Origin of the sequence: Novosphingobium ginsenosidimutans, assembly GCF_007954425.1 — a bacterium.
Lineage (GTDB): Bacteria > Pseudomonadota > Alphaproteobacteria > Sphingomonadales > Sphingomonadaceae > Novosphingobium > Novosphingobium ginsenosidimutans.
Genome location: NZ_CP042345.1, coordinates 3,018,507 through 3,042,442, shown reverse-complemented (window position 1 = coordinate 3,042,442; position 23,936 = coordinate 3,018,507). Strand labels below are relative to the sequence as shown.

Annotated in this window: 28 protein-coding genes; 7 read left to right on the top strand and 21 right to left on the bottom strand. The window is 64.7% G+C overall.

Annotated features, from left to right (window positions below):
- Positions 1-36: 36 nt before the first annotated feature.
- Positions 37-1,119, top strand: coding sequence for a DUF2332 domain-containing protein (locus FRF71_RS14975; protein ID WP_147091412.1), 1,083 nt, complete (start codon positions 37-39; stop codon positions 1,117-1,119).
- Here the strand turns inward: FRF71_RS14975 and FRF71_RS14970 are convergent.
- From FRF71_RS14970 to FRF71_RS14950, 5 genes are read right to left on the bottom strand one after another with little or no spacing between them, the layout of a single operon-like run.
- A complete protein-coding gene (locus tag FRF71_RS14970) occupies positions 1,097-2,398 on the bottom strand; it encodes a low temperature requirement protein A (RefSeq protein WP_238339285.1) in 1,302 nt (433 codons plus the stop codon). The two genes, FRF71_RS14975 and FRF71_RS14970, sit on opposite strands and share 23 nt — an antisense overlap.
- Entirely contained in the window at positions 2,367-3,272 is a 906-nt protein-coding gene (locus FRF71_RS14965; protein ID WP_147091411.1) for an alpha/beta fold hydrolase, read from the bottom strand. Before FRF71_RS14965 ends, FRF71_RS14970 begins: the two co-directional genes overlap by 32 nt.
- On the bottom strand, positions 3,272-4,093 hold the full coding sequence (locus FRF71_RS14960; protein ID WP_147091410.1) for an SDR family NAD(P)-dependent oxidoreductase: 822 nt from the start codon (positions 4,091-4,093) through the stop codon (positions 3,272-3,274). Before FRF71_RS14960 ends, FRF71_RS14965 begins: the two co-directional genes overlap by 1 nt.
- Before the next feature lie 22 nt (positions 4,094-4,115).
- Positions 4,116-5,003 (bottom strand): pirin family protein, encoded by an 888-nt coding sequence (locus FRF71_RS14955; protein ID WP_147091409.1) that lies wholly within the window; start codon positions 5,001-5,003, stop codon positions 4,116-4,118.
- Positions 5,000-5,272: a BolA family protein gene (locus FRF71_RS14950; protein WP_147091408.1), complete on the bottom strand. Its 273-nt coding sequence runs from the start codon at positions 5,270-5,272 to the stop codon at positions 5,000-5,002. The genes FRF71_RS14955 and FRF71_RS14950 overlap by 4 nt, the downstream gene beginning before the upstream one ends.
- An 89-nt stretch (positions 5,273-5,361) precedes the next feature.
- Here FRF71_RS14950 and FRF71_RS14945 point away from each other — a divergent pair, with 89 nt between their 5' ends.
- Complete coding sequence (locus FRF71_RS14945) at positions 5,362-5,889, top strand: J domain-containing protein (RefSeq protein WP_147091407.1); 528 nt, start codon at positions 5,362-5,364, stop codon at positions 5,887-5,889.
- Between the two features lie 12 nt (positions 5,890-5,901).
- Here FRF71_RS14945 and FRF71_RS14940 read toward each other — a convergent pair whose 3' ends face one another.
- From FRF71_RS14940 to FRF71_RS14895, 10 genes are all read right to left on the bottom strand, one after another.
- Positions 5,902-6,339 carry an SRPBCC domain-containing protein gene (locus FRF71_RS14940; RefSeq protein ID WP_147091406.1) on the bottom strand — a complete coding sequence of 146 codons (438 nt, stop codon included), beginning with the start codon at positions 6,337-6,339 and terminating at the stop codon, positions 5,902-5,904.
- 14 nt (positions 6,340-6,353) lie between these two features.
- A complete protein-coding gene (locus FRF71_RS14935) occupies positions 6,354-7,043 on the bottom strand; it encodes a glutathione S-transferase family protein (protein WP_147091405.1) in 690 nt (229 codons plus the stop codon).
- A complete protein-coding gene (locus FRF71_RS14930; RefSeq protein WP_147091404.1) occupies positions 7,012-7,488 on the bottom strand; it encodes a VOC family protein in 477 nt (158 codons plus the stop codon). Before FRF71_RS14930 ends, FRF71_RS14935 begins: the two co-directional genes overlap by 32 nt.
- The gene (locus tag FRF71_RS14925; RefSeq protein WP_147091403.1) at positions 7,485-8,111 is read right to left on the bottom strand and encodes a glutathione S-transferase family protein; all 627 of its coding nucleotides are present in this window, start codon (positions 8,109-8,111) and stop codon (positions 7,485-7,487) included. The genes FRF71_RS14930 and FRF71_RS14925 overlap by 4 nt, the downstream gene beginning before the upstream one ends.
- A 56-nt stretch (positions 8,112-8,167) precedes the next feature.
- Positions 8,168-8,953: a VOC family protein gene (locus tag FRF71_RS14920; protein ID WP_147091402.1), complete on the bottom strand. Its 786-nt coding sequence runs from the start codon at positions 8,951-8,953 to the stop codon at positions 8,168-8,170.
- Entirely contained in the window at positions 8,946-9,347 is a 402-nt protein-coding gene (locus FRF71_RS14915) for a DUF1428 domain-containing protein (RefSeq protein WP_147091401.1), read from the bottom strand. Before FRF71_RS14915 ends, FRF71_RS14920 begins: the two co-directional genes overlap by 8 nt.
- Positions 9,344-9,775: a VOC family protein gene (locus FRF71_RS14910; protein ID WP_147091400.1), complete on the bottom strand. Its 432-nt coding sequence runs from the start codon at positions 9,773-9,775 to the stop codon at positions 9,344-9,346. Before FRF71_RS14910 ends, FRF71_RS14915 begins: the two co-directional genes overlap by 4 nt.
- A gap of 5 nt (positions 9,776-9,780) precedes the next feature.
- Positions 9,781-10,422, bottom strand: a complete 642-nt coding sequence (locus FRF71_RS14905) for a TetR/AcrR family transcriptional regulator (RefSeq protein ID WP_147091399.1) — start codon at positions 10,420-10,422, stop codon at positions 9,781-9,783.
- An 81-nt stretch (positions 10,423-10,503) separates the two neighbouring features.
- Positions 10,504-11,136, bottom strand: a complete 633-nt coding sequence (locus FRF71_RS14900) for a glutathione S-transferase family protein (protein ID WP_147091398.1) — start codon at positions 11,134-11,136, stop codon at positions 10,504-10,506.
- A 3-nt stretch (positions 11,137-11,139) separates the two neighbouring features.
- A complete protein-coding gene (locus FRF71_RS14895) occupies positions 11,140-11,784 on the bottom strand; it encodes a glutathione S-transferase family protein (protein ID WP_161597991.1) in 645 nt (214 codons plus the stop codon).
- 88 nt (positions 11,785-11,872) lie between these two features.
- Here FRF71_RS14895 and FRF71_RS14890 point away from each other — a divergent pair, with 88 nt between their 5' ends.
- Positions 11,873-12,865: an AAA family ATPase gene (locus FRF71_RS14890; RefSeq protein ID WP_147091396.1), complete on the top strand. Its 993-nt coding sequence runs from the start codon at positions 11,873-11,875 to the stop codon at positions 12,863-12,865.
- Positions 12,866-12,875: 10 nt separating this feature from the next.
- Positions 12,876-13,400, top strand: coding sequence for a thioredoxin family protein (locus FRF71_RS14885; protein ID WP_147091395.1), 525 nt, complete (start codon positions 12,876-12,878; stop codon positions 13,398-13,400).
- A 234-nt stretch (positions 13,401-13,634) separates the two neighbouring features.
- Here the strand turns inward: FRF71_RS14885 and FRF71_RS14880 are convergent, their stop codons facing one another.
- The 4 genes from FRF71_RS14880 to fmt all read right to left on the bottom strand — a co-directional run bounded on the left by FRF71_RS14880 (position 13,635) and on the right by fmt (position 20,028).
- Positions 13,635-16,934, bottom strand: a complete 3,300-nt coding sequence (locus FRF71_RS14880) for an amidohydrolase family protein (RefSeq protein WP_147091394.1) — start codon at positions 16,932-16,934, stop codon at positions 13,635-13,637.
- 291 nt (positions 16,935-17,225) lie between these two features.
- Complete coding sequence (locus FRF71_RS14875; RefSeq protein WP_147091393.1) at positions 17,226-18,332, bottom strand: zinc-binding dehydrogenase; 1,107 nt, start codon at positions 18,330-18,332, stop codon at positions 17,226-17,228.
- 44 nt (positions 18,333-18,376) lie between these two features.
- Complete coding sequence (gene truA / locus FRF71_RS14870) at positions 18,377-19,123, bottom strand: tRNA pseudouridine(38-40) synthase TruA (protein ID WP_147091392.1); 747 nt, start codon at positions 19,121-19,123, stop codon at positions 18,377-18,379.
- Positions 19,120-20,028, bottom strand: a complete 909-nt coding sequence (gene fmt, locus FRF71_RS14865) for a methionyl-tRNA formyltransferase (protein WP_147091391.1) — start codon at positions 20,026-20,028, stop codon at positions 19,120-19,122. The genes truA and fmt overlap by 4 nt, the downstream gene beginning before the upstream one ends.
- 43 nt (positions 20,029-20,071) lie before the next feature.
- Between fmt and recR the strand changes: the two genes are divergently transcribed.
- From recR to FRF71_RS14850, 3 genes are all read left to right on the top strand, one after another.
- Positions 20,072-20,668 carry a recombination mediator RecR gene (gene recR / locus FRF71_RS14860; RefSeq protein ID WP_147091390.1) on the top strand — a complete coding sequence of 199 codons (597 nt, stop codon included), beginning with the start codon at positions 20,072-20,074 and terminating at the stop codon, positions 20,666-20,668.
- 62 nt (positions 20,669-20,730) lie between these two features.
- Entirely contained in the window at positions 20,731-21,300 is a 570-nt protein-coding gene (def, locus tag FRF71_RS14855; RefSeq protein WP_147091389.1) for a peptide deformylase, read from the top strand.
- Positions 21,301-21,341: 41 nt separating this feature from the next.
- On the top strand, positions 21,342-22,679 hold the full coding sequence (locus tag FRF71_RS14850; RefSeq protein ID WP_147091388.1) for a DNA recombination protein RmuC: 1,338 nt from the start codon (positions 21,342-21,344) through the stop codon (positions 22,677-22,679).
- Here FRF71_RS14850 and FRF71_RS14845 read toward each other — a convergent pair.
- Complete coding sequence (locus tag FRF71_RS14845) at positions 22,676-23,089, bottom strand: META domain-containing protein (RefSeq protein ID WP_147091387.1); 414 nt, start codon at positions 23,087-23,089, stop codon at positions 22,676-22,678. The two genes, FRF71_RS14850 and FRF71_RS14845, sit on opposite strands and share 4 nt — an antisense overlap.
- A 43-nt stretch (positions 23,090-23,132) precedes the next feature.
- The gene (locus tag FRF71_RS14840; RefSeq protein ID WP_147091386.1) at positions 23,133-23,936 is read right to left on the bottom strand and encodes a TrmH family RNA methyltransferase; all 804 of its coding nucleotides are present in this window, start codon (positions 23,934-23,936) and stop codon (positions 23,133-23,135) included.

The following is a 23,936-nucleotide window of genomic DNA, read 5'->3' as shown; positions in this document are numbered from 1 at the left end:
TTTAGGCGGGGCAGCGCCAAAGGGCAAGGAGCGCCTATGGTCCAGGGTTATCAGTTCATCGATATCAACGCGAAGGGCGAAGGCATTGTCGTCGCGGCCTTCGACAACCAGGTGGCATATTGCACCCAGGCCGGTGCGACCGTAACGGCGCGCGTGGTGGCGGCGCTGCGCGACCTGCTGGAGCGCGGCGAACCGGGGCAGCTGTTCGATGCGCTGCGCAACTGGCCAGGTGCGCCCTTGGCCGATGCCTTGCCGCTTCGGCTGGCAGGCGGCATCCATGCCCTGCACCTGAAGGGGGCGGAGCCAGCCCTGGCGGCGATCTACGAGGATCGCGCCGGGGTTGACGATGCGGCGATAGTGGCCGCAGCGATCCTTGCACATGAAGCGGAGCTGCTGCCCTGGCTAGACGGCCCGCCGCAGACCAACGAGGCGGGGCGCTCCAGCAACTTCATCGCCGCTATGTTGTGGCTGGCTAGCAAGGGACTGCCGCCCCGTTTCCAGTGCCTGGAGATCGGCTCAAGCGCGGGGATCAACCTGATGATCGACCGCTATCGCTATGACCTTGCCGGGGTGCAAGTCGGGCCGGAGCCTGGGGCCATGGGCTTCAAGCCCGAATGGCAGGGCAATCCGCCGCCAGCCCAGCAGATCGAAATAGTCTCCACCAAGGGCTGCGATGTCGCGCCAGTTGATCTGACCGACCCGGATCAGGCGCTCCGGCTCAAGGCCTATATCTGGCCTGAGCACACCGTGCGGTTCGAGCGGATGGCTGCTGCCATTGCCGAGGCCGGCAAATCACCGCCTGACCTGGTGCAAATGAACGCTGCGGACTTTATCGAGGCCGAACTGGCGAAACCGCAGGTGGCCGGGACCACTCGAGTGCTGATGCACTCGATCGTCTGGCAATACGTGCCGGAAGACCAGCAGGCGCGGGTGACCCAGGCAATGGAAGCGGCGGGGGCCATGGCCACGCCCGAGCGGCCACTCGCGTGGATTGCGCTGGAGGCAAACCGCGTGCTGCATCTCCACGAACTGGTCGTGCGCTATTGGCCGGGCGGGGGTGAGCCGGTGATGCTGGCGCGGGCGCACCCGCACGGCGCTAGTATTGACTGGCGAGCTTGAACCAGGCGACGGTATCGTCGATCCGTTCCTTCCACCCACCGTGGTAAGAGACCCATTCCCAGCCCGAGACAACGGCAAAGGCGGCCACGCCCATGCCGCCAACCTGCAGCGTGGTCAGCATGCCTTTCCACGCTGCAATGCCCAGTCCAACGAACAGCAGCGTTCCGACCAGATGCGATAGCGGGAAATTACCGAGCGGGTTGGAATTGCGCTTGAACAGACCCAGACCCACCAGGAACAGCACGCCTCCGCCGCACATCACTAGCGCCAGCTTGCCGTCGGCGGGCTTGTACCAATTGTCGAGCAGCTTGGCGTCGGCAACCGCCAAGATCACGATGCCCAGCACGATCGGCATATGCAGATAGGTATAGGCATTGCGCGCCACCCGGCCGACCTCGGCGTTCTCGCTGATATGGTCCGACCCGCGCTTTTGCCCGAGATCGAAGTAGAGCCACCACATCAGAACCGATGAAAGGAAGGCGAGGCAGAAGGCGAGTACCCGCCCGCTCTCCATCGTCGCATCGGCAAATGTAGCGCCGGTAATGATGATCCCTTCGCCCAGCGCGATGATGATGAACAGCCCGCAGCGTTCGGCCATGTGACTGCCGGAAATGTCCCAGTCCGAGGCCTTGGAGCGGCCCAGGCCCGGCACCGGGAATAGCGTGATCGGGCCAAGATACTCGATCACCACGGCCAGCAGCCACCAGGCCAGCCGCTCGTCCTCCGGCCGCAGCACGCCGATCAGCCAGAACGGCGCGGCATAGCAGAACCACACGGCGATCCGCATCATGTTGCGGGCATTGGCCTGCTGCTCGCGGTAGAGCACGAAGGACATGAACACCGTGCGCCCCAGTTGCAGCAGGACGTAACTGGCCGCGAACAGCCAGGCATATTTGCTGAAGCCATAGGGCAGTGCGACCGCCATCAGCAGGCTCAATGCCATCAGCGCGAGCAGCATGATGCGGATCTCGAACCGCTCGGGATCGGCCCAGTTGGTCGCCCAGGTGGTGTACATCCAGGCCCACCATACAGCCAGGAACAGCACCAGCGCCTGGGCAAAGCCCAGCCAAGTCAGGTGGTCCTTGAGGAAGTGCGAGAGCTGCGTGATCGCGAAAACGAAGACCAGGTCGAAGAACAGCTCAAGGAAGCTGACCGGCGCGTGGCCGCCGCCGTGATTGCGCAGCAACGAGCGGCGGCTTTTCGCCTCGGCCGCGGCAATCGCGGCGCCGATCCCGCCGCGCCGCGCCTCAGCCATGGCCGGTCCGCGCCAGGAAGCCATCGAGCGCGGCGTTGACTTCGTCCGGGGCTTCCCACTGCACAAAGTGCCCGCAGCCGGGCACCTGGACCAATGTCAGGTCCTCGATCACTTCGTCCAGCCCATCGAGGTTCGCAGCGGGCAGGGCGATATCGTCCATCGCCCAGACCACCAGTGTCGGGATGGTCAGCTTGGGCAGGGCCGGTGGCTGATATCCGGCTGGAAGCTCATAGGGCGCATCCATGTCGAGCACTTCCATCGGACTGGCGCGGTACCAGTTCAGCATGGCGATGGAGGCCTCGCGGTTGGCATAGTCCTCCATCAGCGCAGCGCGCTCGGCCGGGTCCATTTTGGGGTTTTCCGGCACCTCGCCAAAGGCTTTGAGCAGCACACCGCCAAGGCCGAACTGCTCGACCAGCTCGTCGCTGGCGGAATCGCGGAACACGCGGAAATACTGGCTGGCCTGGCGCTGCTGACGGTTGGTGTAGAGCAGCTTGGGGAAGATCGTGGGGTGCGGCGCGTTCATCACGACGGCGCGCGTTACCCGGCCATTGAGCTGCCCCATGATCGCCACGCCCCAGGCAATCGCGCCGCCCCAGTCATGCCCGACGATGGTGAACGGCCCGACGCCCAGCGCATCGGCCAGCTGGAATACGTCGCCGATCAGCTTGTCGGGCGTGTAGTTCTCCACCCCCACGGGCTTGGACGAACCGCGATAGCCGCGCTGGTCCGGCGCGATGCAGCGATAGCGGCCAGACAGGTGTGCGATCTGGTGACGCCAGGTCCGGTGGCTGTCGGGAAAACCATGAAGGAAGATCAGCACCGGCCCGTCGCGCGGGCCGACATCAACCACATCGAGTTCGATCGCGTTGGCGAGTTTGACTCGGATCTGCTCCATCACTGCTTTGCCTCTGACTTCATCTTTTCGGCATAGCCAGAAGCCATCATCGCTGCGACCTGATCGAACAGGGCGTCGGGTGTGCGGCGCAGCTCGCCCATTTTCGCCTCGCCGCCTTCGGCCACGATGATCTCGCGCTGGTCGGCCAGCATGGCGTCCAGCATCCACTTCGCCGCAACCTGCGGATCGATCCCGTTGTCGATGACAGAGTCGCTAGCCCCGCGGGCCGATCCATCGGCGGTGAGCGCATTGCGCGAGACATCGGTGCGGATCGATCCGGGGTAGATCGTATGCACCTTGAGCCCCAGCACCGAAGTTTCCGCACGCAAGGCATCGGCATAGCCAGCCAGGCCGAACTTGGCCGCGCAATAGGCGGTGCGCATCGGCACGCCGACCTTGCCCGCGATTGACGAGATATAGGCGAGCCGGCCCGACTTGCGCGCCGCCATCTTCGGCAGGATCTCCTGCGTCAGCGCGATCGGCGCGAGGAGATCGACATCGATGATCCGCTGATAGACCGGATAGGCCGTCTCCACCGCCAGGCTGCGCTGCGAGATGCCGGCATTGTTGACCAGCAGGTCGATTCCACCTGACCAGGTCCAGGCCTGTTCAACCGCCGGAGCTAGCGCCGCGATGTCGGTCGTCTCGAACGGCAGGATCAGGCAATCGCTGCCACATTCGGCCGCCACGGCTTCCAGCGCATCGATCTTGCGGCCTGACAGCACCAGCCGCGCGCCTTGCTCCGCCAGCGCCTTGGCCAGCGCCGCGCCGATCCCCGATGAAGCGCCGGTGATCCAGGCGGTCTGTCCCTTGAAGCTCATCGCACTCTCCCTGTTATCGGTCTTAGCTGTTGTCGCTGTTGGTCAGTGGCACCTGCGGGATCGGGATGAATTCATCCTCGTCCCCGGGCACCTTGGCAAAGCGGCCTTGCCGCCAGTCATCCTTGGCCTGGTTGATCCGATCGCGGCTTGAGGAAACGAAGTTCCACCAGACATGCCGCGGGCTGCCAATCGCCGCACCGCCCAGCAGCATGACGCGCCCGCCGCGCTCGCTGGCCAACCGCATCGGCTGGCCGGGTGCGAGGACGGCCAATTCGTAAGGTCCCAGCGCCGCGCCATCCAGGCTCGCCTCGCCGCCAACCAACATGACGGCCCGCTCGTCCGCTTCGCTGTCGATCGGGATCGCACCGCCGGGGGCGAGGACGATCTCGGCATAGATGGTGTCCGAATGCTGGGTGGTGCGGGCCGTGTGGCCCCACAGGCTGCCCATGATGACCCGGGCGGAAACGCAGGAATCTTCGACCAGCGGCAAGTCGGTCTGTGCTTCGAAGGCCGGGTCGATCTCCTCCTTGCCATCGGGGAGGGCGAGCCAGGTCTGCATTCCATACATCGGCTTCGCGATCTCACGCTCGGCCGGCAGTCCGCGTTCGGAATGGACGATGCCGCGCCCCGCGGTCATCAGGTTGACCTGGCCGGGGCGGATCGTGGCGAAGGTGCCCAGACTGTCGCGGTGGTCGATCGCGCCTTCGAACAGCCAGGTCACCGTGGCAATGCCGATATGCGGGTGCGGGCGCACGTCCATCGCGGTGCCGGGCGGAAGGATCGCAGGGCCGAACTGGTCAACAAAAACGAACGGCCCGACCATGACCTGCCGGGGCGAGGGGAGCACCCGGCGCACCTGGAAGGCGCCAAGATCGTGCGTGACCGGCTGGATCGTGGTCTGGATGGTCATTCGCCGGGAGCCCTTGCTTTGATGGCCAGTGCATGGACCCGCTGGCCGGGGATGTCGCCCAGCGCGGCATTGACCATGCGTTGGCGCTGCAGCCGTGAAACGCCGGCAAAGGCCGCGCTCTCGATCTCGACCGTAAAGTGCGATTCGCCCGAGCCGTCATCACCCATATGGCCATGATGCTTGGCCGAGTCGTTGAGCACGGCGAGGTGGCTTGGCGCAAAAGCAGCGGTGAGCAGTGCCTGGATTTCGGTCGCAATGGGGCTGGTCATGGCTTCCCTTCTAGCCGAACAATCGCCATGTGGAAGCCGTGAAGCACGATCGTTTTCATGGCCGGGTTCAGGGTGCCCAACGCCGCTGCATGGCTCCCGGATGCCGGGAAGCCGGGGAATTCCGCGCACCCGGTGAACGCCGCCCCGGATTTGACGGGCCGGGTGACTATCGCTGGTTCTGCCTTGATCACGTCCGCGCGTTCAACGCCGGCTATGACTGGTTCGCCGGGATGACGCCTGAGGAGATCATGCGCGCGCAGAACCCGATTCACGGCTGGGAGCGTGAGACGCGCGCCTTCTCACCCACGGCCGGGATCGATTCGGCGCCGCGCTGGGCCGATTTCAAGGATCCGCTGGAAGCGATTAGTGGCCGGGCGCGGGCGCGCAAACCGGCCCAGCGGCAGGATGGCCGCGCGGTAACCCCGGACGAGCGCCGCGCGCTCGATGTGCTGGGCCTGGCGCTTGATGCGAGCCGCAGCGACCTGCGCAGCCGCTATTCGCAGCTTGTCCGCAAGTACCACCCCGATCGCAATGGCGGCGACCGCAGCTTCGAAGCGCGGTTACAGGAAGTGGTCGAGGCTTACCAGCTGCTCCGAAAGGCCGTGGCCTTCGCGTAAGAGTTGCGGTACCTAGCGCTCGCAGAGCGCCTGCAGCTGGTCGGTGCAGGCATTCCAACCTTGCTCGAAACCCATCTCGCGGTGCTGTTCCATTGCCTCGACGCTCCAGTGGCGGGCGCGGGCGGTATAGCGGGTGCCGTCGCCTTCTGGCGCGATCTCCCATATGCCGATCATGAAAGGCGTGTTGGGCTCAAGGTCGCCAACAATCGAATCCGTTGAGGCGACCCGGCGGCCCTCGTCCCAGGCGAGGATCAGGCCAGGATGCTGGTGCACTTCGCCATCCGGGCCGTACATGACGGTATGGGTGGCAGCGCCAGCGCGGCGCTCACCCCAGTCAACTTCGGCGCGCCAGGGCACCGGACACCACCATTCATTGGTGCGGTTGACGAGTGCGTCCCAGACCTTTGCGGGCGGGGCGGCGATCAGACGGGTGACGGACAATTCGTTCATGGGGCAGGTCCTGATTAATCGCGGTTGGGTGCGCCGAGCGGGAAAAAGTGGCGATAGGGCCGCGCTTCATCGACGCAGCGGGCAACGGCCGGCAAACTGAGCAGGTGCGCGCGCCACTGGCGCAGGGCATCGAACTGCATCGGGATCGGGTAAACCCAATCGGCATAGAACAGGCTGGGCGCGGCGGCGCACTCTATCAACGTGATCGCATCGCCAGTGCGCGGGGCCTTGGCCAGCCAGGCGTTGAGCCAGCGGTAGGCGCGGTCCAGCTTATCGCGGGCGCGGCCCTCGATGGCCGGGTCGGGCATGCCGGGGGAACGGATGTGCTCTGCGACGATCTCCTGCATCGGGCTCATCACCGCCAGATCGAACACCCGGTCGAGCATGCGCAGATCGAGCGCCGCCGCAGAGTCACCCGGCAATAGCGGGGCCCGGCCGGGATGATGGAGGTGCAGGTATTCGATAATGCAGCTCGCCTCGAAGACCGTCGTCTCGCCGTCCAACAGCACCGGGAACTGGCCGAGCGGACCTGCCGCGGCGACCACCGCGCCATGCTCTGGGTGATTCGGATCGAGCATCCGGAATTCGAAAGGTGTGGTGTTGGCGTAGAAGGCGATCAGCGCCTTCCACGTGTAGGAAGAGAAGGGGTGGCCGTAGAGCGCCAGCACCGGCTCAACCTGCGCGGGCCGCTTCGATCGCGGCATGGTCGATCTTGTGCATTGTCATCATCGCTTCGAACACCCGGCTGCGCACAGCCGGATCGGGATCGGCCATGCCCTCGGTCAGCACGCGCGGGGTGATCTGCCAGTTGAGGCCCCACTTGTCCTTGCACCAGCCGCAGGCACTTTCGGCCCCGCCATTGCCGACAATGGCGTTCCAGTAGCGGTCGGTCTCTTCCTGGCTGTCAGTTGCAACCTGGAACGAGAACGCCTCGGTATGCGGGAAGATTGGCCCGCCATTGAGGCCCAGGCATTTCACACCGAGCACGGTGAACTCGACCGTCAGTGGATCGCCCGCTTTGCCCGAAGGGAAGTCGGCCGGAGCGTAGTGAACCGCGCTGACCGAACTGTCCGGAAAGACCGAGGCGTAAAAGTTCGCCGCCTCTTCTGCCGTGCCATCGTACCACAGGCAGATCGTCACATCGGTCATTTGCGGCTCTCCTCAATCAGCGCGTTGTCGATGCCTTTGGCTTCCTTGTAGGCCGGGCGGGCCTGAAGCCGCTCGGCATAGGCGACAAAGGCCTCGTTCGGCGGAATCGAGCCGAAGGTCAGGCCCCAGTCGACCTGGCTGCCAACATAGACGTCCGCCATGGTGAAACGCTCACCGCACACGTAATTGTTCCCCTCGAAATGCCCTTCGAGCGCGGCAATGGTGCGTTCGTAGCTGCCCCAGCCGGCCATCGCCTGGCGCTCAACCGGCAGTTCCCAGCCCATTGAGCGGGTGATGATCGCTTGCTCGACCGGTCCTGCAGCGAAGAACAGCCAGCGGAAATAATCCGCCGACTCGTCTGCCGACGGTCCAAGTCCGGCCTCCGGTTGCGCTTCGGCCAGGTAGGCGCAGATCGCAGCGCATTCGGTGATGACCTTGTTGCCCGTCTCACTGTGGTGGATCAGCGTCGGCACCTTCGCCATCGGGTTGGCGGCGAGGAGCGCGGGGGGCTTGCTATCCCAGCTTACCAGCACCTGGTCGTAATCGACGCCCGCCTCATGCAATGCCCAACGGGCGATCTGGCCGCGGCTCATCGGGTTGGTGAAGAAGGTATAGGCGGCCATGGCTGATTTCCCTCAGTGAGAACAAAAATAGAACGATAGCGATCAGAGCCGTTCGGTCAAGGGTTCCCGACCAGCGAGAACAGTGCGCCTTGCGGGTCAACGCCCTGGATGATCCACAGCGGGCCGGGCACCTCATGCGGACCATTGACGATATGGCCGCCGTTGGCGGTGACCCGCTCCTTGGCGGCAGCGATGGATTCGACCCAGAAGTAGTGACACCAGAGCGGGGCAGGGACGGCATCGGGCTTGGCCATGATCGCGCCAACAGTCGTGCCGTCATGCGCGATGAACTGGTATTTGCCCATCGGGCCCATGTCCATCGCATCGGGCAGGGTCCAGCCGAACTGGCCCGTGTAGAAGGATACCGCGCCGTCGAAGCTTCCGGCCAGAAGCTCGTTCCAGCCGCAGCGACCCGGGTGCGGCATGGCCGAAAAGCAGGTGCTTTCACCGCCGCCGGGCGGCGGCGTCGGCGTCATGATATAGAACGGCACGCCATCAGCATCGGCGACCATGGCGATCCGTCCCGCCATCGGCACGTCGCGCGCGGGCATCAGGCTTTTGCCGCCAGCCGCCTCAATCGCCGCGACGCTGGCATCGACATCGTCGACCCCGATATAGCCCAGCCAGCAGGGCCGCGCGCCGTGGTCGGTCATGTCCTGCGAGAGTTTGAGCAGGCCGCCAGTCATCCCGCCATCGGCATTGGCGATAAAGCCATAGTCGCCGGTTTCCGGCGTGCCCGGCTGCATCGCCCAGCCGATTACGGCATCGTAGAATGCCTTCGCTCCGGCCGGGTCCGGCGTCATCAGTTCGTACCAGACCCAGCTGCCTTGAAGCTTAGTCATTGGTGCCATCTCCCTGCTGCATTTCCACCACCGGCGCGAAGCCGCCAAAGATCAGACGCTTGCCATCGAAGGGCATGGGGTTTTTCGCCGGATCCATGCGCGGATCGACTTTCGAGGGATCGTTCATCATCTCGGTCATCCGGGCCATGGCGGAGTCGCGGGTGGCCTTGTCAGGCCACTCGATCCAGGAAAACAGCACCTCTTCATCGTCCGCGGCTTTCACCGCCATGCGGAAATCGGTGGTGTGGCCGGGCTGAATATCGTCGCCCCAGCATTCGACCACGCGCAGCGCGCCCATCTCGATAAAGACCGCGTCACCCATCCGGGCATGGGCGATGAACTTGTCGCGATTGGCGCGCGGACAGGCGATCACGAAGCCGTCGACATAGGTCATTGCCCCACCTCCTCGGTCTTGGCCTCGCCGCCGGCAAAGGCCGGGTCCATCCAGAACGGCTCCCAGACATGGCCGTCCGGATCGAGGATCGTGCGTTGGTACATAAAGCCATGATCTTCCGGCGGGTTCACGTCTGCTGTTCCGCCATGGGCCGCGCCCAGTTCCACCAGCTTGTCGACCTCGGCGCGATCATCGAGCGCCAGAGCGAGCGAGACCTCGCTCGACCCCTGCGGGCAGATCGGCCGCGTGGTGAAGCCCTGCCACTTCGGATGGGTCAGCAGCATGACGTAAATGGCATCCGACCAGACCATGCAGGCGGCGGTCTCGTCAGTGAATTGCGGGTTATTGGCAAAGCCCAGCGCGGTGTAGAACCGCGTGGCGTGGGGCAGGTCGGCCACCGGCAGGTTGACGAAAATCATTCGGCTCATGGCATCTACTCCTCTTCATCGCCCCCGACATTAAACAGCAGTTCGAAATAGCGGCGCAGGTGGCCAATTGCCTCTCGGGCCAGGTCGGCCGCGGCATCGGGCGCTTGCGACTTGGCCAGGATGAAGGCGCCCTGGATCACGGTCTGGACATGGCGCGAGAGGCTGGCGGCAGTCGTGCCGGTGACGCCGGCTTCGGCCATGGCAGCTGCGATATCTCCCTCAAGCGCGATGGCGTTGCCCATGATGCTCGCCTCGCAGGCCGCACGGATCGCGTCGCTGGTGCGGAAGCTTTCCTGCAGCATGGTGCCCGCCACGCAGCTGAAGCTTTCCGGCGGCCCGGCGATAAGCGCCAGGCGCAAGTCGATATAGCCAAGCACGCGGTCGATCGGGCGGGCGTGATGGTGATAGGGCGCCTCCGCGAAAAAGCCCCCCGTACTGGTCGACCAATAGGCCGCCAGCGCCACACCCAGCGCCTCCTTTGAGGCGAAGTGGTGGAAAAATGCGCCCTTCGTGACCCCTGCCGCACGGCACAGATCGTCAACCGAAGTGGCGGCAAAGCCTTGTTCGCGCACCACCCGCACGCCTGCTTCCAGCAGCTTGTCGCGCGCCGTTTGCGGGGCAGGCCGGAAGGGGCGATTCGGAATCATGCTTTAGCCATACCGACCGGTTGGTATGTCGCAAGACTAAATCGGTGGATCACTTTGCCTTTGCGTTCAAGTGACGGATGTTCAGCCCTGTGCCTTGGTCTGGCGGTAGAGTTCGCGGTCTGCTGCCAAGGCTGCCTGATAGGCCGGACGGGCATGGCACCGCTCGGCATAGGCCAGAAAGGCGTCGTGCCGGGGCAGCAGCTTCAGGTTCAGGCCCCAGTCGAACTGGCTGGTGAGGTAGACGTCGGCCATGGTGAAGCGTGTCCCGCAGGCAAAGTCATGCTGCGACAGATGGACGTCCAGCGCGGCGACGGTCCGGTCGAAACTGCCGAACCCGGCAGTGCCTTCGCGCTCCGCCGGCAGTTCCCAGCCAAGCATTCTCGCCATCAGCGCCTGCTCCAGCGGCCCGGCGGCGAAGAAGAGCCAGCGGTGATAATGGCCTCGCTCGGCCGGGTTGGGGAGCAGGCCGGCCTCGGGGTGCTCCTCGGCCAGGTAGGAACAGATCGCCGCCGCCTCGGTCACCACGCGGTCGCCTTCGGGCGCGTGGTGAACCAGGGTCGGGACCTTGCCGAGCGGATTGGCGGCGAGCAGGGCGGGGGGCTTCTCCCTCCAACCAACCGGGACCATTGCGAAGTCAGCCCCGACCTCGTGCAGCGCCCAACTGGCGATCAGCCCGCGCGAACGCGGGTTGGTGTAGAAGGTATAGGCCGCCACCGCCTAGCCGCCCAGCGCGCGGCTCACGATCTTGTCTTCCAGCGCGGCGACCGGTCCCCAGCTCGGCCGCGCCTTGACCCGCGCGTACCAGGCCGCAGTGCGGGGGTGTGTTTCGGGGTTGGGTTCAAGTCCGACATAGCCCAGCGAGCGGAACGTGGCCGCAACGGCAATGTCGCCGATCGAGAAATCGTCTCCGGCCAGCCAGCCATCGCCGCACTGGCTCTCTAGATATGCCAGGATCGGCTCCAGCTCCCTTTCGCCCTGCTGGGCCATGGCCTCGTCACCAGGCTTGCCCATCAGTTTGGGGCTGACGAAGCGGTTGAACATGATTTTGCCGCCCGCCGCGATCAGGATCGTATCGGCAAACTCCTCAAACCAGATTGCCTTGGCCTTGGCCTTGGCATCGCCCGGCGTGATCGGGGGTTCGGGTTGAATGGCATCGAGATAGGTCACGATCGCGGTCGAATCGCACAGCGTGAAATCGCCATCGACCAGCGCCGGGATCTTGCGGAACGGGCTCGCCGCCAGAAACTCTGCCGCGGGGTCGGCCGGGTTGCTCAGCGCCAGTTCAACCGGCACGCCCTTTTCGGCAGCGACGAGGTGAACCTTGCGGACAAAGGGCGAGATGGGGAAACCATAGACTTTCATCGAACGAACGCTCCCGGGCATTGAGTCGCTGATTGCAACGCATTCCTTATTGCAGCGCTGCGCGCGCGCGTATAGGCGATGCCTCGTCATGACCGATATTCCCAACATCCAGCTCGACACCAGCGGCAACACGATCCTGCCTGCGCCCGATATCGAACTCGACGTGCGCGAGACTTTCGGGATCGACATCGACATGAAGGTTCCGGCCTTCTCCGTGGCCGATGAACGCGTGCCTGATCGCGATGACAGTTATGTCTTCGATCCAGACACCACGCTGGCGATCCTGGCCGGCTTTGCCTTCAACCGCCGCGTGATGGTTCAAGGTTATCACGGCACCGGCAAGTCGACCCATATCGAGCAGGTCGCGGCACGGCTTAAATGGCCCTGCATCCGCATCAACCTTGACGCCCACATCAGCCGGATCGATCTGATCGGCCGCGACGCGATCGTGCTGCGCGATGGCCTGCAGGTTACCGAGTTCCGCGAAGGCCTGCTGCCCTGGGCATTGCAGCACCCGGTTGCGCTGGTGTTTGACGAATACGATGCCGGCCGCCCCGACGTGATGTTCGTGATCCAGCGCGTCCTGGAAACCGAAGGCAAGCTGACCCTGCTGGACCAGAACCGGGTCATCCGCCCGAACAAGAACTTCCGCCTCTTCGCCACGGCCAACACCGTCGGCCTGGGCGATACTTCGGGCCTCTATCACGGCACCCAGGCGATCAACCAGGGCCAGATGGACCGCTGGAACATCGTCGTCGGCCTGAACTATCTCCCCGCTGCGGTGGAGAGCGAGATCGTGCTGAAGAAGGTCGCCGGCGTGCCGGACGATACCGTCGACAAGATGGTCAAGGTGGCGGACCTGACCCGCCAGGGCTTCATCGGCGGCGATATCTCCACCGTGATGAGCCCGCGCACCGTCATCACCTGGGCGCAGAACACCGCGATCTTCAAGGATCCGGGCTTCGCCTTCCGTCTCTCGTTCCTCAACAAGTGCGATGAGACCGAGCGGATGCTGGTAGCTGAATATTACCAGCGCGTGTTCGGCACCGACCTGCCGGAAAGCGTGGTCGGGAAGGCGTGAGAGCAGGGGCGTGAGCCTGCTCTGCCTCGCTCCGCTGCTGCTGGCGCAGGCTGTAACAGCCACTGGGCCGGCAGCGGAGGAGTGCAAGGCGAACTTGCCAGACAAGCCCGTCGCTACGGCTGCTACCGCGAAACCGTTTTATGACCAGAAGGCCGATGCCCGTGCTGCGATGGACGCGGCGCTGGCCGGTGCCGCGCAGAGCGGGCGCTCGGCCGTGCTCGTGTTCGGGGCGGACTGGTGCCACGATAGCGTGGCGCTGGCCAAGGTGCTCACCTCCGATGCCTTCAAGACCGAGTTCGGCCAGGACTATTCGGTCACCTTCATTGACGTTGGCGTGCCGCAGACCGGCAATGGCCGCAACATCGAACTGTTGGCGCGCTTCAAGGTCAAGCAGCTGAAAGGCACCCCGGCGATGTTCGTGGTGGGGTCTGACGGCCGGCAGCGCAACAAGTCCAAGGACGCGCTGTCCTGGCGCAACGCCGAAAGCCGAGGCGCGGCGGCAACCTTGGACTGGTTCCGCAAGCTGCGGGGCTAGCGACCGATTTTCCTACATTCGAGCCGTCTGGTAGAACACGGGCTGCTCTTTCCACCGTCAAACGTCAGGCGCATTTCGGCGTCATCTCTGCCTGCAAATCCGGCACGGAATTTTTTTAGCCGGAGCAAGCGCGAGCCCGTGAAACAGGCTCCAACACCGCAGAAAACAAGCGTTCCTGCGGTGTTGGGAAAAGCGGACTCAGTGTCAACTATGTCAACTTGAGCGTAACGCTGCTCAGCCGTCGTCGGTATCGGCATCGGCGGTCGGGCCGCCACCAGCGGGTCCAGCATAGCCGGCATCGCCATCCTTGCCTTCCCACCAATAGGCCGGTCGCTTGCGGCTGCCGGTCAGCTCTTCGTTGAGCGTCGCGGCATCGAGCAGGCGGCCACCGATCATGACCTTGCTGATCTTGTCGGAATTGCGGATGTCCTTGGTCGGGTCGGCATCCAGCACCACAAGATCCGCCAGCTTGCCCGGTTCAAGGCTGCCGACATCGGCGTCATAGCCAAGGCTGCGCGCCGCCTCGATCGTGCCGGCACGCAGCGCTTCGACCGGGCTCATCCCGCCGCGGGCAAAGGACCACAGTTCCCAATGCGCGGCGATGCCGGGTTCCTGCCCGTGTGCCCCGATCGAAACCGGCACGCCGCGGCGCGCCAGCTTGGCGGCTTCGCGGGCGTTGTCATCGTCCTTGTAGTCGCCGTCGGCGGCTATGGTCCGCCGCGAGTTGTTGGCAGCAAGGATGGCGGCCGGCTCGTGCTTCTTGAGCAGCGGATGCTCCCAGACATTGGTGTGCGATCGCCAATAGGGATCGCCTGCCGGGCCACCATAGGTCACCACCAGGGTCGGGGTGTAGCCGGTCTTCGACTGGCTGAAGAACTGCAGCACGTCTTCATAGAAGACACCCAGCGGCAGGTTGTGTTCGACCGTGGTGTTGCCATCGGCGATCAGGGTCATGTCGAAGCCGAACAGCGAACCGCCTTCGGCCACCGAACGCATCCCTTCGGCCAGGGCCGCAGCGGTGACCTGCTGGCGCTGGTCGCGGCGCGGCTGGTTATAGTTCTTAAGGCTGTGCGCCCCCTGGGCCTTCAGCCGCCGGACATGGGCCAGCGCATCGTCATAGCTGTCGATCTGCGCATAGACCCCGGCCGCCCGCGCACCATAGACGATCTCGGCGGTCGAGAAGGTCCGCGGGCCGATGATTGTGCCGGCGCGGGTCATCTCAAGCGCCGGGAAGACCGTGCGGGCGCTGCTCGACGGGTCGTGCCGGGTGGTCACGCCCATGGCGAGGTTGATCATCTCGGCCCAGTTGGCCTGGGGGGTGATCTCGTCGATCCCGTAAGGGCCATGGGCATGGGCGTCGATCAGGCCAGGGATGATGGTCTTGCCCGTAGCGTCAAAAATCGGTGTACCGGCCGGAATCGCCACTTCGCCAAGCTTTCCGACGCCCTTGATCCGATCACCCTCGATCAGGATCACCCCGTTGTCGATCGCGCCGCCATCGGCGCCCTTCATCGTCACGACCCGCGCGCCGATGATCGCCACGGTGCCCTTGGGCTTGTCCGCCGTGATCGTCATCGACAGCGAAACGCCGGTCTTGGGCGGCTCGAACTTCACCGGCTTGGCGCCCTTGGCCAGCGGGGCATCGCCGAACAGACTGGCCGTATCGGCGCCGAACACCGTCGGGCCAAGGGACCAGTTCACGCGGCTGCCGCCCTGGCTGAAGTGGATCCAGTCGGCCCCGTCACCGCTGACCTTGACCACTGGCAGAGCCCCGCCCTTGGGCGAGAGCGACACTTCCTGCGTGCCCGGAACCAGCGGGGTGACAAATGCCTGGTAGTTCTGGCGGAAGGCCAGGAACTTGCCATCAGGAGAAACGCGGTAGTCATTGACCAGCTCGCCCTTGGCATGGACCCGGCGGGCCTCGCCATTGAGGTCCAGGCTGACCAACCGGCTTTCCTTGGCATCGCCTTCCATCACGAAGATGCGGTCATTGCTGGCCCCGAACTGCGGATTGCCCCCGTTCTCCGTAATGCGGGTCAGCGCGCCGCCAGTCGCAGCCACACGGTAGACGCCCGGTTCAGCCGAGGCGCGCGGGCTGGAGAGATAGCCGCCGCGATCCTTCTCGAAGACCACGGTCTTGCCATCGGGCGAAAAGCGCGGGCGGGCATAGTGGCCGGCGGGGGTGATGGCGGTCGACTTGCCGCCGCTTGCGGCAATGGTCCGCACTTCGCCCAGGCCCGCATCGGTCCAGCGAACATAGGCCAGTCTTTTGCCGTCGGCCGACCATGATGGGTAGGCCTCCATCGCGGCATCATCGCCGGTCAGACGGCGCGGTTCGCCCCCGGCCATCGGCTTGACCCACAGCTTGCCCAGCGTCTCGAACACGACCGACTTGCCATCGGGCGAAACGGTCGCACCGCGCGGCAGCTTGGTCTCGAAGCTATCCGGAGCTACCGCCACGGCCGGACGCGGCGGATCAATCAGCCCGCGGGTATCGGCGATCTTGAACGGGATCACCGCACTCTTGCCCGTGGCCAGGTCGACCCGGTTGAGCTTGCCGCCAGCCCAGACCACCAGGCTGGCCGAATCCGGCGTCCAGGCCATGTTGGGATAGACCCCGGTAACGGCCCAGGTCTCCTGCATGTCCATGTCGAGCGCGTCATAGACCTTGCGGTCCTCGCCCGTAGTCAGATCGCGAACATAGAGCCGCGGCTGGGTCGCCTCGCGGCGGACATAGGCGATCTTCTTGCCATCGGGTGAAGGGGTTGGCCGCACCGCCCCGCCTTCGCCGCCGATCACGCTGTCGATCTTGCCGGTCTCAAGGTCATAGCGTTCGATCGCGAAGAGCTGGTTGTTGCTGTCCTGGGCATATTCGAAGATCGGACCCGGCGTGGTGTTGCGGGTGTAATAGACATGCTTGCCATCGGGCGCGAAGATTGGCTCGCCCAGTTCCTTCTGGTGCTGCTCGCTCGGCCGCTTGACCAGCAGGACGCCGTCGCCGCCCGAAACATGGTACATCCAGACTTCGCCCGTGCCGAGCGAACGGCCGGTGGTGAAATGCTTCTTGGCGACGATGTACTGCCCATCCGGACTCCAGCTTGGCTGGTTGAGCAGGCGGAAGCTTTCGTTGGTCAGCTGGCGCTTGTCACTGCCGTCGCGGTTCATGATCCAGATGTTGTCGCCGCCGCCGCGGTCGGAGGTGAAGGCGATCCGCTTGCCGTCGGGGGAGAAGCGCGGCTGGGTCTCATAGGGCAGGCCTTCCGAGATCCGGGTCGGCGTGCCGCCGCTGATCGGCATGGTGTAGATGTCACCCAGCAGGTCAAAGGCCACGGTCTGCCCGTCCGGGCTGACATCGAGGTTCATCCAGGTGCCTTCCTCGACCGAGATCGGCACTTCGCGGACCTTCATCCCGGGCGGAGCGGAAACATCCCACTTGGGCGCTTCCTTGGCATCCTGGGCCAGTGCGGCGGCAGGCAGGGCGGCAAGGCTCAGCGCCAGAGCCAGGCGCGAGGCGGTACGGTTGGCAGTCTTCATCGGTGGAATCTCCCCCATTCTGGCCCCAGACTTCCCGTCCGGGAGCAGCGCTGTCAATCAGCGGTTCGGCGAACGACTTCAGTATCGGACGAAAGCTCTCTCCTCCCCCTCGATGGGGGAGGGATACCGCAGCTCGGCGGCTCTGCCGCCTAGCGCAGGTTGGGTGGGGGTGCGCTATCCAAGAGGTGCTGTGACCTAAGGTTCCATCACCCCCATCCAACTTCGACTAGGCCGCTGCGCGACCAAGTCTTTGTATCCTTCCCCCATCAAGGGGGAAGAGATGTGAGTACATCAGCCGTGCGGCGTAACCAGGTACTTCTCGCCCGTGCGGCGGGCGTTGTACATGGCTACCGCATCCTTGGTCAGCATGTCCTCAAGAGTGCCCTTCTTGGCATAGTGGCTGGCGAAGGTGGTGGTCAGGTCCTTCATCACCCGCGCCCGCATCCGCCCGACCACTTCGGGTCCGGCCTTCATCATGAACGGGGTCAGCAGCCAGCCCGAAAGGTCCCAGGTGAGGCCAAAGGCGCGGTTCAGGATCGTCGGGCCAAGGTCCAGCGCACCATAGATGCAGACCTTCTTGGCCGCGTTCGAGCCATAGCGGCTGAAGGCCGCGCCGCGGCTCGCGGCGGCTTCCATTGCGGTCAGGAACTGACTGGCCACGGTGCCGCCACCGATCGGATCAAAGCCGATCATCGCCTTGGTCTCGGCAATCGCGTCGATCAGCTTGGGCATGTAATCGGCATCGGTCATGTTGAGGACGTGGGTCGCGCCGAGATCCTTCAGGAGCTTCACCTGCGCATCGGACCGGACCACGTTGACCAGCGGGATGCCATCCTCAAGGCAGATCTTGAGCAGCATCTGCCCCAGGTTCGATGCAGCGGCGGCATGGACGATGCCGGTGTAGCCTTCCAGCTTCATCGTTTCGACAAAGCCCAGCGCGGTCATCGGGTTGACAAAGGAGCTGGCCGCCTGTTCGGCGGTCACACCGTCCTGCACTTCGAAGCCCATGTTGGGATCGGCATAGGCATAGGAGCCATAGGCCGTGCCGGGGACACAGGCGATCCGCTTGCCCATCAGGTGTTCGCAGCCTTCGCCGGCGGCAACCACGATCCCGGCGGCCTCGTTACCGGCCGGCATGGGCATCCCGTGACGTGCCTTCATCGCCCGGGTCGCATTCTCGGGCATCTTCGCCACGACCTTGCCGGGCGAATAGACCGCAGTGTCAGTATCGGCGCTGGCAAACAGCAGGCCCAGGTCAGACGGGTTGATCGGCGTTGCCTCAACCTGGATCAGCACCTGGCCGGGCTTTGGATCGTCCCAGGTCTGGTCATTGAGCTGAACGGTCAGCGTGCCATCGGCGTCGAGTTGAGTGGTGAGCTGCTTGCCGGTGAAGGCCATTGGTTGTCTCCCGAATCCTTGGTTTCGGATCGCAACCTAGTGGCTCATTCGCCCGGGTAAAGCGCACGGACGAAATAGAGTCCCGCGCTGGGCGCATTGAGGCCCAGCGCAGCGCGGTCACGAGCCGCAAGCGCCTCACCCACCTGCTCCTCGCGCCAGCGGCCCATGCCTACCAGCGCAAGGCAGCCGACCATCGAACGGACCTGGTGATGCAGGAACGAGCGGGCGGCCGCGCGGATGTGGACTTCCTGATCCACCCGCTCGACCGATAGCAGTTCAAGTGTCTTCTCCGGGCTCTTCGCCTGGCAGTGGACCGAGCGGAAGGTGGTGAAGTCATGCTGCCCGACCAGCACCTGGGCCGCGCGGTGCATGGCCTCGGCATCGAGCGGCTGGGCGACTTGCCAAGCGCGATTGGCGTCCAGCGTTAATGGAGCGCGGCGATTGGCGATGCGGTAGAGGTATTCGCGGCCAATGCAGGAGAAGCGGGCGTGCCAGTCTTCAGGCTTGGCCTCACAATCGAGCACCGCAATGGGGGCAGGGCGGAGGTGGTAATTGAGCGCTTCCATCAGGCGGAAGGCGTCGATCTCCTTGGTCACATCAACGTGGACCCGCATCCCCAGCGCGTGGACCCCGGCGTCGGTGCGCCCGGCGGCGTGGAGAGTGACAGTCTCACCCGTTGTGGCCTGCACGGCCGCTTCCACCGCCAGCTGCACCGATGGCCCGTGCGCCTGCCGCTGCAAGCCCATGAAGGGGGTGCCATCGAATTCAAGGGTCAGGGCAAAGCGGGTCAAGCGAGTCTTGCCCCCGCAGCAATCGCCCACCCGCGCAGCAAGTCAGCCGTCGCCATCACTGGCCGGCCAGCCCGCTGGACGAGCGTCGGGCGGATTGCGCCTGTGGCGCAAGCGATGGTCAGCAGGTGATCCAGCACCTCGCCAGGTGCCCCGCTCCCGTCAGTGATGTCAGCCGCGAGCACCTTGCAGCGCTCGCCCTGGTATTCGAACCAGGCACCTGGGGCCGGAGCAAAGGCTCGGATCTGGCGTTCGACCTGCGCAGCGTCCTGGGAAAAGTCGAGCCGGGTCTCGGCCTTGTCGATCTTTTTGGCATAGGTCACGTCGTCGTCCGGCTGGGGCTGTTCCGGATAGGCGGAAAGGTTAGCCAGCACCTCCACGATCAGCCGCGCCCCGATCTGCGCCAACTCCTCGGTCAGCTCCCCGGCAGTCTTGCGGTCGATTGGTGTACGCCCTTCCAGCAGCATCGGGCCGGTATCGAGCCCGGCCTCCATCCGCATGATGTCCACCCCGGTCTCTGCATCGCCGGCCAGGATCGCGCGCTGGATCGGTGCGGCGCCGCGCCAACGTGGGAGGATCGAGCCGTGGAGGTTGAGGCAGCCGTGCTTTGGCGCATCAAGCACTGCCTGCGGCAGGATCAGACCATAGGCCGCAACCACGGCAATGTCGGCATTGAGCGCCGCAAGGGCGGCCTGTTCCTCCGCACCCTTGAGCGAGGCCGGATGGCGCACTTCGATCCCCAGCTCCTCGGCCTTGCGGTGCACCGGGGTGAGCGTCAGCTCCTTGCCGCGCCGGCCGCCGGGGCGGGGCGGCTGGGTATAGGCAGCAATCACCTCATGCCCCGCCGTAACCAGCGCTTCCAGCGCCGGTACGGCAAAGTCCGGGGTACCCATGAAGATGATGCGCATTGGTGGCTTTCGCTTGGCTTCGCTTCGCCCTATCGAGGCGGCCATGGCATCGCAAGAGATCGAGACACTGACTCAGGCCCTGTCGCGCCTTCCAGGCTTGGGGCCGCGCTCGGCCCGCCGTGCCGTGCTGTGGCTGATCAAGCGGCGCGAGACCGCGCTGGTGCAGCTGCTCGCCGCGCTGGAGGGCGTGTCAGAGCGGCTCGTTGAGTGCCAGACATGCGGCAATGTCGATACGACCGATCCTTGCGGCATCTGTGTCGATCCGCGTCGCGACCAGCGCGCGCTCTGTGTGGTCGAGGATGTCGCCGATCTCTGGGCGCTCGACCGGGCGCGGCTGTTCACCGGGCGTTACCATGTGCTTGGCGGCCGGCTCTCGGCGCTGGAAGGCGTGCGGCCCGAAGACCTGAGTATTGCTGCGCTGATCGAACGGGTTTCGGCTGGCGGGATCGATGAGGTGGTCCTGGCAATGAACGCCACGCTCGAAGGCCAGACGACCGCGCATTACATCGCCGAGCGGCTGGAGGGCTTTCCGGTGCGGATCACCCAGCTGGCCCACGGACTGCCGGTGGGCGGCGAACTTGACTACCTTGACGAAGGCACGCTGGCCCAGGCGCTCCGCGCGCGGCGGCCGATGGGCTAATCGATCAGACTGATCGGCGCAGCCACCTTGCGATTTGGCGCTTTGCCGCCTATTTGCCCGCTATGGCTATCCGCGAAATCATCGAAGTTCCCGATCCCCGACTGAAGGTGATCTCCGAACCCGTCACCAAGTTTGACGATGAGCTCAAGTCGCTTGTCGCCGACATGTTCGAGACCATGTACGACGCCCCCGGCATTGGCCTCGCCGCCATCCAGGTCGGCGTGCCGCTGCGCGTGCTGGTGATCGATCTGCAGCCCGAGGATCCGGATGCAGAGCCGGAAGTCTGCACCGCGCATGGCGGCCATTCGCACACACATCAGCCGCTCAAGAAAGAGCCGCGGGTTTTCATCAACCCGGAGATTCTTGATCCCTCGGAAGACCTGTCGGTCTATTCTGAAGGCTGCCTCTCGGTCCCGGAAATCTATGCCGATGTCGAGCGTCCGGCCCGGATCCGCGCCCGCTGGCAGGACCTAGACGGCAAGGTTCACGAGGAGCACATGGACGGCCTGCTGGCAACCTGCCTGCAGCATGAGATGGACCACCTCGAGGGCATCCTGTTCATCGACCACCTCAGCCGGCTGAAGCGGCAGATGGCGCTGAAGAAGCTGGATAAGCTGCGCAAGGTCGCCTGATAGGACTGGCGTTCCTGCTCCGTTCCGGTTAGCGTGGCGGCATGGACTCCACGCTTACCCTCATACTCCTTCTCGTTTTCGGCCTTGGCGCGGGCACGGGCCTCGGCTGGTTTTTCGGCTCGCGCCCAGTCGCTGATTTGCGCGTGCGGCTGGCCGAGCAGGAGGCCGCGAGCAAGGACCTCGACGCCCGTTTCCGCCAGGCCGTGAAGGAATTGAGCGAGGCGTCGATCGAGAATGCGACGCTCAAGGCGAATGCCGCCAACTTCGAGGAGCAGAAGGCCGGCCTGATCGCCGCGCAGGAATCGCTCAAGAAGGAATTCGAGAATGCCGGCGCGAAGATCCTTGCCCAAGCGCAGGAGGTCTTGCTCAACCGCGCGCAGGAACGGCTCACCCAGTCTGAAGAGAAGAGCGCGGAACGGCTGAAGGCGCTGCTGGCGCCGGTCGATGAGCGGCTCAAGAGCTATGAAGTGCAGGTCCAGTCGCTGGAAAAGCAGCGCGTTGATGCCTTTGGCCAGCTCACTGGCCTGATCCAGTCGCTGCGCGAGGGGCAGGAGCAGGTCCGCGCCGAGGCGGCTCGGCTGGGCAACTCACTCACCAACGCCCCCAAGGCCCGCGGCCGCTGGGGCGAGCGGGCGTTGCAGAACGTGCTCGAGCAGTGCGGTCTGTCGGAGCACACCGATTTCGAACTGGAGCACTCGCTCGACACCGAAGACGGCCGGCTGCGGCCCGATGCGATTGTCCACGTGCCGGGGCAGAAGAAGCTGGTGATCGACGCCAAGGTCTCGCTCAACGCCTATCAGGCGGCGTTCGAGGCCAATGATGATGCCGAGCGCAAGCGCCATCTCGATCTCCACGCCCGGTCGATGCGGAACCATGTCGCGACGCTGGGGGCCAAGGCTTACCAGAGCCAGTTCGACGATGCGCCGGACTATGTGGTGATGTTCGTTCCCGGCGAGCACTTCGTCGCCGCCGCGCTCGAACACGATCCCGAATTGTGGGATTTTGCGTTCCACAATAAGGTTCTACTCGCCACTCCTACCAACCTGGTTGCGATTGCGCGGACCGTGGCGATGGTCTGGAAGCAGGACCAGCTGGCGCGCGAGGCAGTTGAAATCGGCAAGGCCGGGGCCGAGTTGTACGACCGGATTGCCGTGGCTGCGGAACATCTCAAGCGGGTTGGCGGCGGCCTCGAAAGCGCGGTCAACAACTACAACAAGTTCGTGTCCAGCTTTGAACGCAACGTCGTCTCATCCGGCAAGCGGCTGCGCGACAAGGGCATCGAAATCGGCAAGCGCGAGATCGAGGAGGTGCCCCTGATCGAGGCGGCGCCGCGCTATAGCGGCAGCGAGGCTCCGACCATCGCCGAGGAAGCGGACTAATCGGCCTTACGGACCAGCTCCGCCACGTGCTTGCCGGATTTGATGCCCATCCGGCCATTCTCGACGAAGAAAGCCGGTGATGCGCCAAGCAATTCGGCGACGGCGCGCTCCTGCTCCATCAGGCCTTCGCAGTACATCTGGGTCGAAATGATCGGTCCGACCTTCATCTGTCCATTGATCAGTTGAAGGTCTCCGCCAAGGCCGTTGCAACCAACGGTTGCGGCAATGCGCTTCTCGAAAATCCGTAATTCAGCCCTATTGGACACCGGTTTCTGGCCGTCGATCGAAACGAAGGTCCAGCTGGTCAGCGGGCGATCTGGACCGCTCGCCGGCTTGGGCTCGGCTCCAGTCTGCGGCGTGGCGCAAGCGGCGAGCAGGGGTAGGGCGGCGAGAAGCGCTTGGCGAAGCATGCTTTACCGTATCGGCTAATCCGCCTGATCGCCAGCTGAACGGTCAGCCGCCCAGCGCGACCAGCACTTCATAGGCGAGCACTGCGCCGGCAACGGCAGCGTTCAGGCTGTCGGCACGGCCCTTCATCGGCATGGTTACGCGCAAGTCGCAAGCCAGTTCATAATCCTCGGGCAGGCCGCGGCTCTCGTTGCCGACCATGATGAAGCACGGCGCGGCATATGGTGCGCCGCGATAGGGCACGGCATCGCGCAAGGATGCGGCGACAAGCTGCCCGGCATCACCCCGCAGCCAGGGCAGAAAGTCCTCCCACCGCGCCTGCGCGACCTGCTGGGTAAAGATTGCTCCCATGCTGGCCCGGACGGTTTCGGCCGAAAAGGGATCGGCGCAGTCGTCGATCAGGATCAGCCCGCCGGCGCCAACCGCATCACCGGTGCGGAGCATGGTGCCAAGATTGCCCGGATCGCGCAGCGCCTGGGCGACGAGCCAGATTTTCGCTTTGCTGCGGTCAAGCGCAGCAAGGCCCGTGTCGAATTCCGCAAAGACGCCGCAGACCGCCTGGGCGTTATCCTTGCCGGTGATCTTGCTGAGAATGTCCGCAGTCGTCTCGATCACTTCGCCGCCAGCGGCCAGAACATCGGCCTCAAGCGCGGCCAGCAGCGGATGCGGATCGCGCTCTTCAGCCATGACCAGCACTTCAGGCAGATGTCCGCTTTCGCGCGCATCGGTCAGCAGCCGCAGCCCTTCGGCGAGGAACTTGCCCGCAGCCTTGCGATGCTTCTTGTCCCGTAGCGCCCGCAGCGCCTTGACCGTGGGGTTGGAAAAGCCGGTGATCTGGCGGCGCGACAT

What these genes read in the sequence shown, in the direction of transcription:
- FRF71_RS14975 (WP_147091412.1), top strand. Translation starts at nt 37, where the DNA reads ATGGTCCAGGGTTATCAGTTCATCGATATCAACGCGAAGGGCGAAGGC.
- FRF71_RS14890 (WP_147091396.1), top strand. Translation starts at nt 11,873, where the DNA reads ATGACCGATATTCCCAACATCCAGCTCGACACCAGCGGCAACACGATC.
- FRF71_RS14840 (WP_147091386.1), bottom strand. Translation starts at nt 23,936, where the DNA reads ATGTCGCGCCGCCAGATCACCGGCTTTTCCAACCCCACGGTCAAGGCG.
- FRF71_RS14965 (WP_147091411.1), bottom strand. Translation starts at nt 3,272, where the DNA reads ATGGAGCAGATCCGAGTCAAACTCGCCAACGCGATCGAACTCGATGTG.
- def (WP_147091389.1), top strand. Translation starts at nt 20,731, where the DNA reads ATGGCTATCCGCGAAATCATCGAAGTTCCCGATCCCCGACTGAAGGTG.
- FRF71_RS14950 (WP_147091408.1), bottom strand. Translation starts at nt 5,272, where the DNA reads ATGACCAGCCCCATTGCGACCGAAATCCAGGCACTGCTCACCGCTGCT.
- FRF71_RS14850 (WP_147091388.1), top strand. Translation starts at nt 21,342, where the DNA reads ATGGACTCCACGCTTACCCTCATACTCCTTCTCGTTTTCGGCCTTGGC.
- FRF71_RS14960 (WP_147091410.1), bottom strand. Translation starts at nt 4,093, where the DNA reads ATGAGCTTCAAGGGACAGACCGCCTGGATCACCGGCGCTTCATCGGGG.
- FRF71_RS14875 (WP_147091393.1), bottom strand. Translation starts at nt 18,332, where the DNA reads ATGGCCTTCACCGGCAAGCAGCTCACCACTCAACTCGACGCCGATGGC.
- FRF71_RS14895 (WP_161597991.1), bottom strand. Translation starts at nt 11,784, where the DNA reads ATGAAAGTCTATGGTTTCCCCATCTCGCCCTTTGTCCGCAAGGTTCAC.
- FRF71_RS14920 (WP_147091402.1), bottom strand. Translation starts at nt 8,953, where the DNA reads ATGACTAAGCTTCAAGGCAGCTGGGTCTGGTACGAACTGATGACGCCG.
- FRF71_RS14910 (WP_147091400.1), bottom strand. Translation starts at nt 9,775, where the DNA reads ATGAGCCGAATGATTTTCGTCAACCTGCCGGTGGCCGACCTGCCCCAC.
- FRF71_RS14880 (WP_147091394.1), bottom strand. Translation starts at nt 16,934, where the DNA reads ATGAAGACTGCCAACCGTACCGCCTCGCGCCTGGCTCTGGCGCTGAGC.
- FRF71_RS14930 (WP_147091404.1), bottom strand. Translation starts at nt 7,488, where the DNA reads ATGACCGATGTGACGATCTGCCTGTGGTACGATGGCACGGCAGAAGAG.
- FRF71_RS14845 (WP_147091387.1), bottom strand. Translation starts at nt 23,089, where the DNA reads ATGCTTCGCCAAGCGCTTCTCGCCGCCCTACCCCTGCTCGCCGCTTGC.
- FRF71_RS14940 (WP_147091406.1), bottom strand. Translation starts at nt 6,339, where the DNA reads ATGAACGAATTGTCCGTCACCCGTCTGATCGCCGCCCCGCCCGCAAAG.
- FRF71_RS14915 (WP_147091401.1), bottom strand. Translation starts at nt 9,347, where the DNA reads ATGACCTATGTCGACGGCTTCGTGATCGCCTGTCCGCGCGCCAATCGC.
- FRF71_RS14970 (WP_238339285.1), bottom strand. Translation starts at nt 2,398, where the DNA reads ATGGCTTCCTGGCGCGGACCGGCCATGGCTGAGGCGCGGCGCGGCGGG.
- FRF71_RS14945 (WP_147091407.1), top strand. Translation starts at nt 5,362, where the DNA reads ATGGCTCCCGGATGCCGGGAAGCCGGGGAATTCCGCGCACCCGGTGAA.
- FRF71_RS14905 (WP_147091399.1), bottom strand. Translation starts at nt 10,422, where the DNA reads ATGATTCCGAATCGCCCCTTCCGGCCTGCCCCGCAAACGGCGCGCGAC.
- recR (WP_147091390.1), top strand. Translation starts at nt 20,072, where the DNA reads ATGGCATCGCAAGAGATCGAGACACTGACTCAGGCCCTGTCGCGCCTT.
- FRF71_RS14935 (WP_147091405.1), bottom strand. Translation starts at nt 7,043, where the DNA reads ATGCCGCGATCGAAGCGGCCCGCGCAGGTTGAGCCGGTGCTGGCGCTC.
- fmt (WP_147091391.1), bottom strand. Translation starts at nt 20,028, where the DNA reads ATGCGCATCATCTTCATGGGTACCCCGGACTTTGCCGTACCGGCGCTG.
- FRF71_RS14955 (WP_147091409.1), bottom strand. Translation starts at nt 5,003, where the DNA reads ATGACCATCCAGACCACGATCCAGCCGGTCACGCACGATCTTGGCGCC.
- FRF71_RS14925 (WP_147091403.1), bottom strand. Translation starts at nt 8,111, where the DNA reads ATGGCCGCCTATACCTTCTTCACCAACCCGATGAGCCGCGGCCAGATC.